Origin of the sequence: Actinomadura barringtoniae (genome assembly GCF_017573505.1) — a bacterium.
Classification (GTDB): domain Bacteria; phylum Actinomycetota; class Actinomycetes; order Streptosporangiales; family Streptosporangiaceae; genus Spirillospora; species Spirillospora barringtoniae.
This window is the reverse complement of sequence record NZ_JAGEOJ010000001.1, coordinates 148,375-162,463: the sequence shown is the minus strand read 5'-3', so window position 1 is coordinate 162,463 and position 14,089 is coordinate 148,375. Positions and strand designations below refer to the sequence as shown.

The window sequence follows — 14,089 nt, the reverse complement described above, 5'->3', positions numbered from 1 at the left end:
CCAGCGCTCAGAGACCGAGCTGGAGCTACTGCTAGCCGCGTTCTATGGACCAGCCCTGGGCGGCCATTCCCGCGTACGAGGCCTTCTTCAGGGTCACCGGCGCGAGGCCGGACCAGCTGGCCTGCAGGTACCAGCCGTCGCCGTTGGAAAGACGCGCGCCGGTAGGGGCTGAGCCGTCCAGCTTCCACACCTGATGTGCGCCCCCACAAGGGGCCAGGACGACCGCGTACTCGGTGCTGCTTTCCCAGGGAACCCCTGGGGCCGCGGCACCGCGCGCCAGGCAGGTCCCGGTCGCGGCATTGGTGAGCGTGAATCCGCCGCTCTTGGTAGTACGCCGCCAGCTCGTCGACTTGCCCCCGCAGGACGTCTGCTTGACCGAGCTGCCGCTTGCCGCCAGGCATGACTGAAGCGTCGTGTTGCGAATCTGCGACTGCCCCTGTGTCGCCGCGGTCCTCTTGGGCGGCTTGGCCTTCTTGGGCGCCGCCTTGGGCCCGCCCTTGCGCGAGTCCTCGGTCTGCGGCGAAACGGTCGGGCTCGCAGGGGCCACCGGGAACGGCACGGCCGAGGGCGGCGGACCGGCCTGAGGCGGCTTGTCCGGACCGTTCCCCACCGTCGCGAACAACATCGCCACGATCGCGGCACCGACCCCGCCGACGATGGCGGGGATCGCCCAGCCCGGGAAGGTGGCCGCGGCGGGCAAGGCGGCCAGCGAGACCGACGGCGCGCCCAGCATCGCGATCCCGATCGGCAGAACGCGCCGCAGCCGCGTGTTCAGGTCGGTCATCTCCTCGGCCGCCTGGCGGCAGCGGTCGCACGACTCCAGGTGCTGGCGCAGCGCGCGCCCGCGCCGCCGCCCCGGCCGCCTCGCGTGAGCCGCGAGTTGAGCAGTGAACTCCGCGCATTCCGGGCGGCCGTCGAAACTCGCCGCCAGGAAGGCCTGACGGAGCCCCTCGCGGGCGCGGAACGCGAGCTGGGTGACGGCGTTGGTCTCCATGCCGAGGAGCTCAGCGACGCGCTCAACGGGCTCGTCCTCGATGATCGTGTGCCAGAGGACGGTCTGCCAGCGTTCGGGCAGCGACCGGAAGGCACGCACGAGCGTGTCCAGCTCGTCGACGTCCGGCAGGTCCTCGGCGGGGCCCTCGGCCCACTCGGCGACCTCGTCGGTCACCACCGTCCGGCGGCCGTCGCGGGCCCAGTCGACCGCCGCGTTCCGTACGACCGTGTAGAGATAGGGCCGGTACGCCTCGCGCGGTCCCATGCCCTGGCGCAGCGCCGCGATCGTCCGGGTGAAGGCCTCGCTGGTCAGGTCCTCGGCCGTGTGCTGGTCGCGCACCAGGCCGCGGGCGTACCGGAGGACGGCCTCGTGGTGACGCCGGAAGAGCTCGTCCGAGGCCTGCTCGTCGCCCGAACGGGCGGCCGCCGCGAGGTCGGCGTCCGACTCCAGGCTCACGCCAGTTACCACTCCGCCATCAAACCCAAGCTCGCACTTCACCACAACCCTCACCGGTCCCAGTTGTCACCTTCTGAGTACGACGGAAAGGTAAGCGGTTGATTATGCGGGTTCGGCGATTTTTTCTCGCGGCCTGTCCGCCGACCGGCCGCCGACCGGCCGACGACCGGCCGCCGACCGGCCGCCGACCGGCCGACGACCGGCCGCCGACGGGTCGCCGACGGGTCGCCGACGGATCGCCGCCCGGCCGATGACCGGCCGATGACCGGCCGCCGGGCAGGCCGGAGGGCCTGCCCGGACGGCGGTTCATCCGACGTGCGGGGCCGCCTCATCCGGGTTCGGCAGCGGCTCGCAGTCGACGTGGCCCAGGTCGGGGCGCGGCGCCAGCGGGCTGAGGTGGAAGACCACGAACGCCTGGTGGTCGCCGTCGTTCTCCAGCCGGTGCCGCTCGTTGATCGGCACCATCAGCGAGTCCCCGGGCTCCAGCCGGATCGGCCGGCCCTCGATCCGCATGAGCAGGGAGCCCCGCACGACGTACAGGAACTCCTCCGAGTAGGGGTGGCGGTGCTCGGAGATGAACTCGCCGGCCTCCAGCGTCAGCACGCCGAAGAACCCGGAGGTGGACGCCACGGTCTTCGGGCTGAGCAGCACGCGGATGTCCCCGCCGCGGCGGCGGTTGGCGGCGACGTCCTGCGCCGTGATCTTGTTGATGAGCGGTGTGGACACAGAGCCCTCCTAGGAGGTCGGAGCCGGTGGAGGCGGATGGTGGTCAGCCCCGGCGGACGGTGGTCGGCCGGCTCGGCCTAGGAGGCGTCGGCCGGGTGGGTGTCGACGGAGAGCTGCATGACGCAGCGCATCAGGGCGTTGCGGAAGTTCTCCTTGAACTCCTCGGGCGTCGAGGCCGGGCGCCGGTGCGTGAGGTAGGGCGCCAGCCGCTCCTCGACGTTGTGAACGCCCTGCTGCCGGGCCATGTGCTGAGCGATGGCCACGAAGTCGCCCTCGTAGTGGATGACCCGGACCATGAACTCGTCCTTGACGAAGACGGCGGTGCCGAGCAGCCGCCCGACCGGCTCGCCGTCCTCGCCGCGCAGCTCGGGGGTGTCCACCCGCTGGAAGTCGCCGAAGATCTCGGCCAGCGCGTCGTCGCTGCCCGGTACGACGCGATAGGTGATTGCCGCGTATGGCATGGAAACCTCTCCTTGCACGGTGGCCAGTGAGCACATCGCACACCCGGCCGCTCGAATCGCGCTGGACTATGAATCACTGGCGTGCGCCGGACGGGCCGGGTCAGGCGATCCTGACCTGGCTGTGGTCGCCGAGAACGAGCTGGTGGGCGGTGGAGGTGACGGAGGCCGGCTTGATCGCGACGTCCTTGCCGATCAGCGAGTCGCGCAGCCGCCGTACGCCCAGCACCGACGAGCGCTCCATCACGATCGAGAACTCCACCTCGGTGTCGGCGAGCAGGCAGTCGGGCCCGATCGAGGTGAACGGGCCGACATAGCTGTCCTTGATCACCGCGTCGGCGCCGATGATGAGCGGGCCGACCAGCCGCGAGCCGCTGATCCGCGCGCCCTCCTCGACCACGACCCGGCCGACGACGTCGGTGCGCTCGTCCACGTGGCCCTCGACGCGCGTCTCCAGGTCCTCCAGGACCAGGCGGTTGCACTCGAGCATGTCCTCGACGCGGCCGGTGTCCTTCCAGTAGCCGTGCACGATGTGCGAGGTGATGCGCGCGTCGTGCTCCAGCAGCCACTCGATCGCCGTGGTGATCTCCAGCTCGCCGCGCGGGTCGGGCTTGATGGACCGTACGGCCTCGTGCACGACCGGGGTGAACAGGTAGATGCCCATGATCGCCAGGTCGCTGCGCGGCGACCGTGGCTTCTCCTCCACCCTGACCAGCCGCCCGTCGGCGTCCAGCTCGGCGACGCCGAACTGGCTGGGGTCGGCGACCGGGGTGAGCATGATCTGGACGTCCGGCCGGGTCGCGCGGAACCGGTCGACCACCTCGGTCAGGCCGTCGACGAGGAAGTTGTCCCCGAGGTACATGACGAAGTCGTCGTCGCCGAGGTAGTCGCGCGCGATGAGCACCGCGTGCGCGAGCCCGAGCGGCGCCTCCTGCTCGATGTAGGTGACGCGCAGCCCGAAGCCCGACCCGTCGCCGACGGCGCGGCGCACCTCGGCCGCGGTGTCCCCGACGATGATCCCGACGTCCTCGATGCCGGCGTCGCGCAGCGCCTCCAGCCCGTAGTACAGAACGGGCTTGTTGGCGATGGGCACCAGCTGCTTCGCGGACGTGTGCGTGATCGGTCTCAGCCGGGTCCCGTGCCCGCCGCACAGTACCAGCGCCTTCATGAGCGACCTCCCAGAGTCGGGCGGCGCCGCCGATGGACGCCACCGCTGAACGACGCCATGGTCGGACGCCCCGCTCGAGCAGAGGTCGAGGGCCGCCGCATGCCGTCGCGGGTGCGGGCAGCGTGCGTCCAGGGCGCGTCCAGTACGGCTCGAACGGGCGCCATCGGGGGTTTATCGCGGTTCCAGCGTCGCTTGAGAGGCGGCTTCCAGACTGCGTCCTGGGGAAGGACCACGCTCCCGCCGGGAGGACATGATGCGACCGAGCCTGCCGCGGCGACTGCTGCGCGAATTCTGGGCCGGGCTGAGTTACTACGGCTGTTCAGTGATGGGCATGACGCCCAGGCAGCTCCACCACTACCTCACCTCCGAGGACGAGGACGAGGAGGAGTGCCCGGGGGAGGCGCTCGCGACCCCGGCGCTGCCGCCGGCCGCGCACCCCGAGCGTCTGGTTCCGGACGAACCCCTGTCCGAAGAGGCATCTCGGCTATGGGCCGAACTGAACATGGGCGGATGGCCTACCGTGTAGGTAAACTACATGTAGGCACACTGCTCACCTGCCGGAAGAGGACGATGGCATCGAAATTCACGCGCAGGGAAGTGCTGGGGCTCGGCGGCGGCATGGCCCTGGTCTCCATCGCGGTCGCCTGCCAGTCGCACGAACATGACGCGGGCCGTTCCGGCTCGGACGGTCATGGCTCCCACGGTTCGGGCGACGACGGGGACGACAAGGACGAGAAGAGCGGCAAGGACGACAAGTCCAGCGAGGGTGAACTGCTGAAGAGCGACGCGAAGCTGCCGCAGCCGTTCACCGCCCCGCTGGCGATCCCGCCGGTGCTGAAGCCGGTCCGCAGCGACGCCGACGCCGACTACTACGAGATCACGCAGAAGTCCGCCAAGGCGCAGATCCTGCCCGGATACACCACCGAGGTCTGGGGCTACGAGGGCCGCTTCCCCGGCCCCACGATCGAGTCCCGCAGCGGCCGCAAGACCGTCGTACGGCACACCAACCAGCTGTCGCTGCCGACCGTGACCCACCTGCACGGCGGGGTGACGCCGACGCAGTACGACGGCTATCCGACCGACTTCCTGCTGCCGGGCAACGGCGGCCGGGTCCGCGTGGACAAGTCGATCGCCCAGGGCAGCTACGACTACGTCTACCCGCTCGCGCAGCCGGCGGCGACGCTCTGGTACCACGACCACCGGATGGACTTCACCGGCCCTCAGGTGTACCGCGGCCTGGCGGGATTCCATCTGATCCGCGACGACGCCGAGCAGGCGCTGCCGCTGCCGCGCGGGGACCGCGACATCCCGCTGATGATCTGCGACCGCTCGTTCGCCGCCGACGGCTCGTTCCACTACCCGTCGATCGACCCTTCGCTGACCGGCAAGCCGGGCGTCACGCACGACTACATGAAGGGCCTGCTGGGCGACGTCATCCTGGTGAACGGCACGCCATGGCCGGTCCTGGAGGTCGACGCGGCCAAGTACCGGTTCCGGATCCTGAACGCCTCCAACGCGCGCCGCTACCAGCTCGCGCTGGACCCGCCGCCGCCCAAGGGCGCCGCGTTCACCCAGATCGGCAGCGACGTCGGCCTGCTGGAACGGCCGGTGAACCATGACTCGTTCGCCATCGCGTCGGCCGAGCGCTTCGAGGTCGTGGTCGACTTCAGCGCCTACCCGGTCGGCACCCAGGTCACGCTGGTGAACAGGTTCGGGTCGGGGACGACCGGCCACGTGATGCGCTTCCATGTGGCGCGGAAGGCCTCCGACGACAGCTCGGTGCCGTCGACGCTGGTCAAGCGCGATCCGCTGGCCGCGCCGTCCTCGGTCACCCGCTCGGTGAAGTTCTCCCGCAGCGGCTCCGGCTACGAGACCTGGACGATCAACGGCAACGCCTTCGACCCGAACCGCGTCGATGCCCGGGTGACCCTCGGCAGCACCGAACGGTGGCTCATCAAGAGCAACGCGCACCATCCCGTGCACATCCACATGGGCCACTTCCAGGTCCTCGCCAGGAACGGCAAGGACCCGCGGCCGAGCGACGCCGGCTGGAAGGACACGGTCGACGTGCTGCCGGAGGAGGAGGTCGAGATCGGCATCCGCTTCGCCGGATACCGCGGCCGCTACGTGTTCCATTGCCACAACCTCGAACACGAGGACATGGCCATGATGGCCAACCTCGAAGTGACGTGAGATACGAGGTAGGACTCAACTAACTGACGGGTTAGGTCTTAACACGAGGCGGTAGCCGAATACCTGACAATTGGAGGTGGGACCTCGTGAACGAACGAATTAACGAAGTCCGGGGGAGCCGACCGCATTATCGCTGGTCGGCCGCCCGAGGCTTGCCAGAACCGTCCCCACAATGTGTAGACTTTCTACTATGAAGCTGGAAGTACTCCGTGGGCGATTGGATTCGCTGGTTCTCGCTGTACTAGAGGATGGGCCCCTCCACGGGTACGGGATCATTGCGGCGCTTCGTTCGCGTAGCGGCGGTGCTCTCGATCTGCCCTCGGGCACCATCTATCCGGCCCTGCGCCGCCTCGAGCGGGCGGGCTTCGTCGACAGCAAGTGGAGCGAGGTGGACGGCCGCAAGCGGCGCACCTACAGCCTCACTCCTCGCGGTAGGACCGAACTGACCAGCGAACGCGACACCTGGCGCGAGTTCGCGTCGATCGTCGGCGGTGTTCTCGGCACCGGTTGAGCCGGCCCGGCTGAGTCGTCGCAGCGCCGACCACCCTCGGACACCACCCCTCGGATACCCCCTAAGACACCACCACCCCAGACATCGCCCACCCCACCACCCCCACCCCCGAACATGATCTGGCGCCCGGGCCGCAGCCCGGGCGCCAGGTGATCGGGGTCTTGTGCCGGGTCTTCGTATCGGGCTTTCGTCAGGCGTTCTCGCGCAGGAAGGTCCGCACGCCCACCGCGACGCAGACCGCGGCGAGACCGATCGCCACGGCGCCGCCCTCGGCCATGGCCGAGCTGGTGTAGTCGCCGCGGAAGCCGTCCCGGATCGCGTCGATGATGTAGCGGAACGGCGTGAACCGCGAGATCCAGTTCAGCCAGGACGGGCCGATCTGCATCGGCAGCATGATCCCCGACAGCAGCAGCATCGGCATCATCAGCGAGTTCAGGATGGGCGCGAACGCGTCCTCGCTTTTGGTCAGCAGGCCCAGGGTGTAGGAGAACGACGCGAGCGCGGTGGCGAGCGCCGCGATGAACGCCAGCGCGAGCAGGATCCCGCCGACCGGCGCCCGCATCCCGAACAGCAGCCCCGCGAGCACGAGCACGATCGACTGCGTGACGAGGATGACGACGTCCCGCAGCACCCTGCCGAGCAGGATCGAGAGCCGGCTGGCCGGCGTGACCCGCATGCGCTCCACCACCCCGGCCCGCCAGTCGGCGATGATCGTGAACCCGACGAACGCCGCGCCGAACAGCCCGAGCTGCACCAGCAGTCCGGGCACGAAGAACGCGTAGGCGTTGGATCCCGGCACCTCCAGCACGCCCTTGTCGTAGACCCTGGTGAACAGCGGCCCGAAGAAGGCGAGGAACAGCACGGGCTGCAGCAGCGTGGTGGCGATCAACGCGGGGTTGCGCAGCGCCAGCATCATCTGCCGCTTGAAGATCAGATAGGTGTCGCGGAAGAAGTGCACGGCCGGCTCCTTGAAGAGATCATGAGGGGGGTCACGAGCCGTCGCGCAGCGAACGGCCGGTCAGGGTCAGGAACACGTCGTCCAGGGTCGGGCGGGTGAGCTGCACCGACGTCATCGTGATCCCGGTGCCGCTCAGCGTCTCCAGGATCCAGGGCAGCGCCTGGTCGCCGTGCTCGACCGTGAGGCGGACCGTGTGGTCGTCGGCCTTCACGTCGCGCACGCCGCGCCGCCCCTCCAGGTGCTCGGCCGCGCGGGCGGCCTCGCAGTCCACGACCAGGGTGACGACGTCGCCGGCGACCCGCTGCTTCAGCTGCTGCGGCGTCCCCTCGGCCACGATCTTGCCCCGGTCGATGACCAGGATCCGGTCGCACAGCGCGTCCGCCTCGTCGAGATAGTGCGTGGTGATGTAGACGGTGGTGTTCAGGTCGGCGCGCAGCTTGCGGACGTGCTCCCACAGGTTGCTGCGGCTCTGCGGGTCAAGGCCGGTGCTCGGCTCGTCGAGGAACACCAGCTCGGGGTCGTGGACCAGGCCGAGCGCGATGTCCAGGCGGCGCCGTTCGCCGCCCGACAGCGTCTTGATCAGCCGTCGGCCGAGGCCGCCGAGGTCGAGCTGGCTCATGAGCCGCTCCGCCCGCTCGACCGCGTAGGCCTTGGAGTGCCGGTAGAGCTGGGCCTGAACGATGATCTCCTCGTTCACCCGGCAATTGGGGTCGCTGCCCCCGCCGAACTTGCCCATGGCCTGGCCGACGTAGCCGATCCGCCGGCGCACGCCGACGGGATCGTTCAGCAGGTCGGCGCCGGCCACGGTGGCGCTGCCCGACGTCGGGCGCAGCAGCGTTGCCAGCATGCGCAGGGTCGTGGTCTTGCCGGCCCCGTTCGGGCCGAGGAAGCCGACGATCTCCCCGGCCTCGACGCTGAGCGTCACCCCGCGGACGGCCTCGACCGTTGACTTGCCCGTCTTGAACACGCGGGTGAGGTCGACCGCCTCGATGATCGGCATGTTTGCTCCTCGATGCTCCCTCGAACGGCTCGCCGTGAGCCGGTGGGCGATGACACGAAGCGACGTCGGGGATCCCGTACGTCCCGGGATCCCCGACTGGAACCGCTGGTTCGGTGCGGTTGTGAATTCCCGCAGTGCTGGTTTCGTGTGGCGCTGGTCTCGGGCGGTCAGCGGCCGTCGAGCGAGAACGCGTAGAGCATGTTGTTCTCACCCTCGTTGGTCCACGGGATCCAGTAGCCCGAACCCCAGTACACGGTGCCGTTCACGACCGCGGCGCCGGCGACGACCGAGCCGCCGCTGTCGAAGCCCCAGCGGACCGCGCCGGTCGCGCCGTCGAGGGCGTACATGCTGTTCCCGGTCGGGGACAGCGAGTTGGCGTACACGACGCCGTTGGCCGCCGAGACGAACCCCATGTCGCCCTGGCCCTGCGGGTCGGCGGTCTGCCAGAGGATCTTGCCGGTCGCCGCGTCGAGCGCCGCCCAGGATCCGCCGGTGATGGTCGTCTTCTTCCCGTCCACCGAGGTGATCTCGTACGACTTGTGGTCGTAGTTGTTGATGGCGGTGTAGATGCGGCGCCCGTCGGTGGCCGAGCCCCACTGGATCCCGCCGAACTTGCTGCCGGGGCCGACCAGCGTCTGCCACATGGGCTTGCCCTTGTTGTCGGGGTCGAAGGCGTAGTAGTAACCGCTCTTCTGCCCGACGCCGATGATGTCCTTGTGACGGCCGCGGATCGTGGTGGTGTACAGGTTCGGGCCGGAGGCGAAGTCATAGTCGAGGCCGCGGCCCGGGAGCGGGAAGACATCGGCGCTCAGCGTCTTCTGCGCCCAGGCGACCTTGCCGGTCCTCGGGTTCAGCGCGACGACCGCGTCGATGTAGTTGTCCTCGGCCATCGGGGCGCACCCGGTCTCGTCGGGCGTCTCGCACACGCCGTCGGGGACCGTGTAGTTGTTGCCGGTGCTCACGTACAGCAGGCCGCGGCGGTGGTCCATCACCGGCGTGCTGCTCCAGACGGCACCGCCGGTGTAGCCCTCGGGGACCATGAAGGTCTTCCAGAGCAGCTTGCCGGTGCGGGCGTCCAGCGCCTGAACGGTGCCGCGGAAGACCATCTTGTGGTCCGGGGGAGCCGTCTCCTCGCCCGAGGAGACGCCGATGTAGACGATGCCGTTGTCGATGATCGGCGACCCGGTCACCCGGGCGTAGATGTTGTCGTTCTCGAGCGCGGTCTTCCAGCGGAACGCGCCGGTGAAGCGGTCGACGCCGACCAGGTTCGCGCCGCCGCCGGTGCCGATGATGATCTCGTCGCCGAAGACGAGGGGGCTGGTACGGGAGGCGTCGCCGGTGATCCCGGTGTAGTCGCCGACCTTCTTGGACCAGATGACCTTGCCGGTCGAGGTGTTGACGGAGAAAAGGTTCCCGCCGCGATCGGTCGTGTAAAGGGCGCCCTGGTACACGGTCGGGGTGGCGACGACGTCACCCTCGGTCTGCAGCGACCATTTGACCTTCAGGTTCGCCACATTCGAGGAATTGATTTTCCTCTCGGAGGCGTTGTTCCGGGTGTTGTGGAGATTCTGCCCGGCCAATGGCCAGTCTTCTCCAGAGAATGTTTTCGTGCTTTGTGCTCCCGCGGGCGTGAACGGCAACATGGCGGCTAGAAGAACTCCGGCCGCGGCCATTGCCGTCCGGGGCCACAGGGATCCGCGTAGACGCATGCCGATCCGGCCTCCCTTCACATTCCCCGATCGAACTTCTCGGAAATGAGCCAAACTTCGAGGTCAGAGCGTAGGCAGCGGGAGTCTCGGCGGCCTCGAATCTTGCTCGAGCATCGATCCCGGCACGGCTCTAGGCGAATTCGAGGCCCGCGATAGCGCGCGGGGTCACCCTCGACCGATGTCAGTGGGGCGAAGTCCGCCCGCGGCTGGACAACCGCATCGGAGCTCTTATGACTTTCGCGGCCATCTCATACAAGGTGAAGCCCGGATTCGAGGACGAGATCGCCGGGGCCCTGGCGCCGTCAGGCGACGCCGGCGGGGCGGACTCGACCGAGGCCGACGGCACCCTGATCAGCACCGCCCTGTTCATCCACGACGACACCATGGCCGTGGTCGTCCAGCTCGACGACGACTCCGTCGAGCTCGAGGGCCACAAGCACATCCTGGAGACCGAGGAGCGCCTCGCGCCCTACCTCGCCGGCGACGGTGAGCGCGGCACGATGCGCCGGATCCAGCAGCGGCTCATCGCCGACCGCCCGGCCCGGCAGCTGGCCGCCATGCGGCACACCATCAAGCCGGGCTCGGCGGAGGCGATCGCCGAGGTGTTCGCCAACACCAAGCCCGCCGCCGGCCGTCCCGGAGGCGGCGGTCCCGGAGGCGGCGGTCCCGGCGGTCCCGGCGGTCCCGGCGGTCCCGGTGGTCCGGGCGGCGGGAACGGCGGCCCAGGCGGTGGCCCGGGGCTGATCGAGGCCGTGGCGCTGTTCGTGCACGAGCAGACCATGGTCCGCGTCGTCCAGTACAACGGTGAGCTCGCCGACATCGCGGCCTTCATGCGCGACTGGGGAGCCCGTTCCAACCTCGAGAGCCTCCTCGATCCGTACATGGACGAGGACCGGAGCTTCGACACGCCTGAAGAGTTCGAGGCCCTCTGGTGGCGCCACAACATGCGCCAGATCTCCATGACGGCCTCCGCCGACCAGACCGCCGACTCCGCGGCCTCGGGGAGCAGCTCATGATCGGCATCCCCAGGATCCGGATCCGGCGCCGCGCGATCGCTCCGGTCGTCGCCGCGTTCACGCTCCTCGGGCCGGCCACCGGCGGGGCATGGGCGGACGCGCGCCGCGGGCCGGGCCCCGTGCTCGTCTCAGGCCCGAGCCCGTACGCGGCCTGCGCGACCAACAAGGGCCAGCTCAACGCCGACTTCGAACCCTGGATCACCGCCCGCCCCGGCGCGCCCTCGCACCTGGCGATCGCCTGGGAGCAGGACCGTTCGACGACCGGCGCGGCGCGCGGCGGCGTCACCGTGGCGACGAGCGCCGACCACGGCCGGACGTGGCGTACCAGCGGCTTCCCGTCGCTCACCCCCTGCACCGGCGGAACGTTCTCCAGCACGGCCAACCCCGCCGTGAGCTACGCGAAGAACGGCCGGCTGTACGCGATCACCGCCGGGTTCTCGTGGGGCGTCTCGTCGGCGGTCCTGGTCTCGACGTCCGACAACGACGGCGCTTCATGGTCACAGCCCGCGACGCTGCTCAGCGACCCGAGCCCGGCGTACTTCAGCGACCGCCCGTCGATCACGCCCGACTCGCGCGACCCCCGCGTCGCCTACGCGGTCTGGAACCGCAACCGGGCCGCCGACAACCAGAACGAGCTGATGTTCAGCCGTACCGCCGACGGCGGCAAGACCTGGACCCCCGCACGGGCGGTCTACACGCCCGCCGAGAAGGGCGCGGGCACGGTCGGCAACCAGATCGCCGTCCTGCCGAACGGCACCCTGGTCAACATCTTCTACGAGGGCGACTTCCCGGTCAGCTCGCCGTCCAACCCGGACCTGGCCGAACACATCCAGATCATCAAGTCGGCCGACCACGGCACGACGTGGTCGCGCCCGATCACCATCGCCAACGCCAAGCTCAACACCCCGGTCATCCCCGACACCTTCAAGCCGGCCACCGGCAGCGGGCTGATCCCCGACATCGGCGTGAACGAGCGCACCGGTGCGCTCTACGCCGTCTGGGGCGACGCGAGCCTGTCCACGAGCGAGAGCGCCGTCGGCTTCGCCGCGTCCTACAACGGCGGGTCCAGCTGGTCCAAGCCGATCCGGATCGACCACACCCCCGAAAGCGTGCGCGGCGGCAACGGCCAGGCGTTCCTTCCGCAGGTGGAGGTGACCGACGACGGCGCCGTCGGCGTCTTCTACTACGACTTCCGGAACAACACCCCGGCCGCGGGCACCCCGACCAACGCCTGGTTCCTGAAGTGCCGCGGTCCCCGCTGCGTCCGGGACCGCGCGGCCTGGCGCGAGTCCGGTCTGGCGAGCTCGTTCGACATGGAACGCGCCGCCGTCTGGTCGGGCACCCCCTACCTCGGCACGTCCGTCGGGCTCGCCCACGCGGGGGACCGGTTCGAGGCGGCCTTCGTCATGACCAACGCCGACCCGGCCAACCAGCAGGACGTCTACCTGTCCTCGATCCCGTCGCGGTAACGCGGCAACGCAGTAGCAACGCGAACGAACACGAGAACCGGCCCGCGCACATCGCGCGGGCCGGTTCAGGCGTTGGCCGGGTCAGATCAGGGCGGTCGCGGTCGTGGCCTCGTACCGCTCGGTGATGTCGTTCCCCAGCGCCGCAGCGAGCTGGATGAGGCCGCAGACGCGGGCCACGTCGGCGCGGGTGACGACCATGCCGGTCGGCAGCTGGAGCACGCGCCGCGTCACCGCGTCGGTCTGCGGGAGGCTCGCGCCGGTGTTGTACGGGGTCATGGCGTGGCAGGCCGGGGAGAAGTAGCGGCGGCAGGTGACGCCCTCGGCGCGCAGCACGGTCCGCAGGAGGTCGGGCCCGAACCCCGCGGCGTCCTCGTCCACCTCGATCACGACGTACTGGCAGTTGTTCGCCGAGGGGTCGTAGTCGAGCATCCGGATGCCGGGAACGTGGGCCAGTCCCGCCCGGTACGCGCGGTAGATGTCGCGGTTGTGGGCGAAGATCTCCGGCATCGCGTCGAGTGAGGTCAGGCCCATCGCGGCCGACGCCTCCGACATCTTGGCGTTGGTGCCGACCCAGTTCACGGTGTCCTCGGCCACCAGGCCGAAGTTCTGGATCGCGCGGACCCGGCGGGCCAGCGCCGCGTCATCGGTGACCAGGGCGCCGCCCTCGAAGGCGTTGACCACCTTGGTCGCGTGGAAGCTGAACACCGTCGCGTCGCCGCGGCCGGCGAACGACCGGCCCTCCTCCAGGCAGCCGAACGAGTGCGCGCCGTCGAACAGCAGCTTCAGCCCGTTCCGCCGGGCCACCTCGGTCAGCTCGTCGGAGCACGGCTGCCCCCAGACGTGCACGCCGATGATGCCGGAGGTGCGCGGCGTGATCAGCGACTCCGCGTGGGCGGGGTCCAGCAGGTGCGTCACCGGGTCGACGTCGCAGAACACCGGGGTGAGGCCGAGCCAGCCGACCGCGTGGGCGGTCGCCGAGAAGGTGAAGGACGGGACGATCACCTCGCCGGTCATGCCCAGGGCCTTGATCCCCACCTGGAGCGCGACGGTCGCGTTGCACATCGCCACGCAGTGCCGCACCGCGGAGGTGTCGGCGACCCGCTCCTCGAAGTCCTGGACGAGGGCGCCGTTGTTGCTGAGCCACCGCTTGTCGAGGGCCATGGTGAGGCGCTGGAAGAGCCGGTCTCTGTCGCCGATGTTCGGGACGCCGACGGTGAGCCGTTCATGGGCGGCGAACGCGGGCGTGCCGCCGAAGACGGCGAGGTCGTCAAGACGTTGCTTGGTCATGGGAGCCCTTCGGCCGGGCGGGACTCGACCTGGTTCCGCGGGCATCAGCCATCACGAGTCGGTCTCCCGCTGCTTCATGGCCAAGCTGCCAACGCGGGCTCGAATCTGGCTCGATCGCCGGGTGAGGCGTTCTTGAGCGGCGCG

Annotated in this window: 13 protein-coding genes; 5 read left to right on the top strand and 8 right to left on the bottom strand. The window is 69.6% G+C overall.

The genetic code is table 11. The annotated features are described in order from the left end of the window. Positions 1-31: 31 nt before the first annotated feature. From J4573_RS00720 to J4573_RS00705, 4 genes are all read right to left on the bottom strand, one after another. Positions 32-1,450 carry a sigma-70 family RNA polymerase sigma factor gene (locus tag J4573_RS00720; RefSeq protein ID WP_208253214.1) on the bottom strand — a complete coding sequence of 473 codons (1,419 nt, stop codon included), beginning with the start codon at positions 1,448-1,450 and terminating at the stop codon, positions 32-34. A 306-nt stretch (positions 1,451-1,756) separates the two neighbouring features. Next, on the bottom strand, positions 1,757-2,176 hold the full coding sequence (locus J4573_RS00715) for a cupin domain-containing protein (protein ID WP_208253213.1): 420 nt from the start codon (positions 2,174-2,176) through the stop codon (positions 1,757-1,759). 77 nt (positions 2,177-2,253) lie between these two features. Next, the gene (locus J4573_RS00710) at positions 2,254-2,637 is read right to left on the bottom strand and encodes a SchA/CurD-like domain-containing protein (RefSeq protein ID WP_208253212.1); all 384 of its coding nucleotides are present in this window, start codon (positions 2,635-2,637) and stop codon (positions 2,254-2,256) included. Between the two features lie 100 nt (positions 2,638-2,737). Continuing rightward, a complete protein-coding gene (locus tag J4573_RS00705; RefSeq protein ID WP_208253211.1) occupies positions 2,738-3,802 on the bottom strand; it encodes a glucose-1-phosphate thymidylyltransferase in 1,065 nt (354 codons plus the stop codon). Positions 3,803-4,052: 250 nt separating this feature from the next. On the opposite strand from J4573_RS00705, the gene J4573_RS00700 reads away from it, so the two are divergent. The 3 genes from J4573_RS00700 to J4573_RS00690 all read left to right on the top strand — a co-directional run bounded on the left by J4573_RS00700 (position 4,053) and on the right by J4573_RS00690 (position 6,506). Next, a complete protein-coding gene (locus tag J4573_RS00700) occupies positions 4,053-4,328 on the top strand; it encodes a DUF6059 family protein (RefSeq protein ID WP_307796432.1) in 276 nt (91 codons plus the stop codon). Positions 4,329-4,372: 44 nt separating this feature from the next. After that, a complete protein-coding gene (locus J4573_RS00695; RefSeq protein WP_243772277.1) occupies positions 4,373-5,995 on the top strand; it encodes a multicopper oxidase family protein in 1,623 nt (540 codons plus the stop codon). Positions 5,996-6,185: 190 nt separating this feature from the next. After that, the gene (locus J4573_RS00690) at positions 6,186-6,506 is read left to right on the top strand and encodes a PadR family transcriptional regulator (protein WP_208253209.1); all 321 of its coding nucleotides are present in this window, start codon (positions 6,186-6,188) and stop codon (positions 6,504-6,506) included. Between the two features lie 190 nt (positions 6,507-6,696). Here J4573_RS00690 and J4573_RS00685 read toward each other — a convergent pair whose 3' ends face one another. The 3 genes from J4573_RS00685 to J4573_RS00675 all read right to left on the bottom strand — a co-directional run bounded on the left by J4573_RS00685 (position 6,697) and on the right by J4573_RS00675 (position 10,107). Next, complete coding sequence (locus tag J4573_RS00685) at positions 6,697-7,464, bottom strand: ABC transporter permease (RefSeq protein WP_307796430.1); 768 nt, start codon at positions 7,462-7,464, stop codon at positions 6,697-6,699. A 31-nt stretch (positions 7,465-7,495) separates the two neighbouring features. Then, positions 7,496-8,458 carry an ATP-binding cassette domain-containing protein gene (locus J4573_RS00680; RefSeq protein ID WP_208253791.1) on the bottom strand — a complete coding sequence of 321 codons (963 nt, stop codon included), beginning with the start codon at positions 8,456-8,458 and terminating at the stop codon, positions 7,496-7,498. A gap of 173 nt (positions 8,459-8,631) precedes the next feature. Continuing rightward, positions 8,632-10,107 carry an outer membrane protein assembly factor BamB family protein gene (locus J4573_RS00675; protein ID WP_279575318.1) on the bottom strand — a complete coding sequence of 492 codons (1,476 nt, stop codon included), beginning with the start codon at positions 10,105-10,107 and terminating at the stop codon, positions 8,632-8,634. 296 nt (positions 10,108-10,403) lie between these two features. On the opposite strand from J4573_RS00675, the gene J4573_RS00670 reads away from it, so the two are divergent. Both J4573_RS00670 and J4573_RS00665 read left to right on the top strand, forming a co-directional pair. Further along, entirely contained in the window at positions 10,404-11,189 is a 786-nt protein-coding gene (locus J4573_RS00670) for a SchA/CurD-like domain-containing protein (protein WP_208253207.1), read from the top strand. Then, the gene (locus J4573_RS00665; protein WP_208253206.1) at positions 11,186-12,658 is read left to right on the top strand and encodes a sialidase family protein; all 1,473 of its coding nucleotides are present in this window, start codon (positions 11,186-11,188) and stop codon (positions 12,656-12,658) included. The genes J4573_RS00670 and J4573_RS00665 overlap by 4 nt, the downstream gene beginning before the upstream one ends. A gap of 81 nt (positions 12,659-12,739) precedes the next feature. On the opposite strand, the gene J4573_RS00660 is transcribed toward J4573_RS00665, so the two are convergent. After that, the gene (locus J4573_RS00660) at positions 12,740-13,945 is read right to left on the bottom strand and encodes a DegT/DnrJ/EryC1/StrS family aminotransferase (RefSeq protein WP_208253205.1); all 1,206 of its coding nucleotides are present in this window, start codon (positions 13,943-13,945) and stop codon (positions 12,740-12,742) included. Positions 13,946-14,089 lie beyond the last annotated feature (144 nt).

Coding starts and splice junctions, on each gene's coding strand:
- J4573_RS00710 (WP_208253212.1), bottom strand. CDS start 2,637: ATGCCATACGCGGCAATCACCTATCGCGTCGTACCGGGCAGCGACGAC.
- J4573_RS00705 (WP_208253211.1), bottom strand. CDS start 3,802: ATGAAGGCGCTGGTACTGTGCGGCGGGCACGGGACCCGGCTGAGACCG.
- J4573_RS00700 (WP_307796432.1), top strand. CDS start 4,053: ATGATGCGACCGAGCCTGCCGCGGCGACTGCTGCGCGAATTCTGGGCC.
- J4573_RS00695 (WP_243772277.1), top strand. CDS start 4,373: ATGGCATCGAAATTCACGCGCAGGGAAGTGCTGGGGCTCGGCGGCGGC.
- J4573_RS00690 (WP_208253209.1), top strand. CDS start 6,186: ATGAAGCTGGAAGTACTCCGTGGGCGATTGGATTCGCTGGTTCTCGCT.
- J4573_RS00675 (WP_279575318.1), bottom strand. CDS start 10,107: ATGTTGCCGTTCACGCCCGCGGGAGCACAAAGCACGAAAACATTCTCT.
- J4573_RS00670 (WP_208253207.1), top strand. CDS start 10,404: ATGACTTTCGCGGCCATCTCATACAAGGTGAAGCCCGGATTCGAGGAC.
- J4573_RS00665 (WP_208253206.1), top strand. CDS start 11,186: ATGATCGGCATCCCCAGGATCCGGATCCGGCGCCGCGCGATCGCTCCG.
- J4573_RS00660 (WP_208253205.1), bottom strand. CDS start 13,945: ATGACCAAGCAACGTCTTGACGACCTCGCCGTCTTCGGCGGCACGCCC.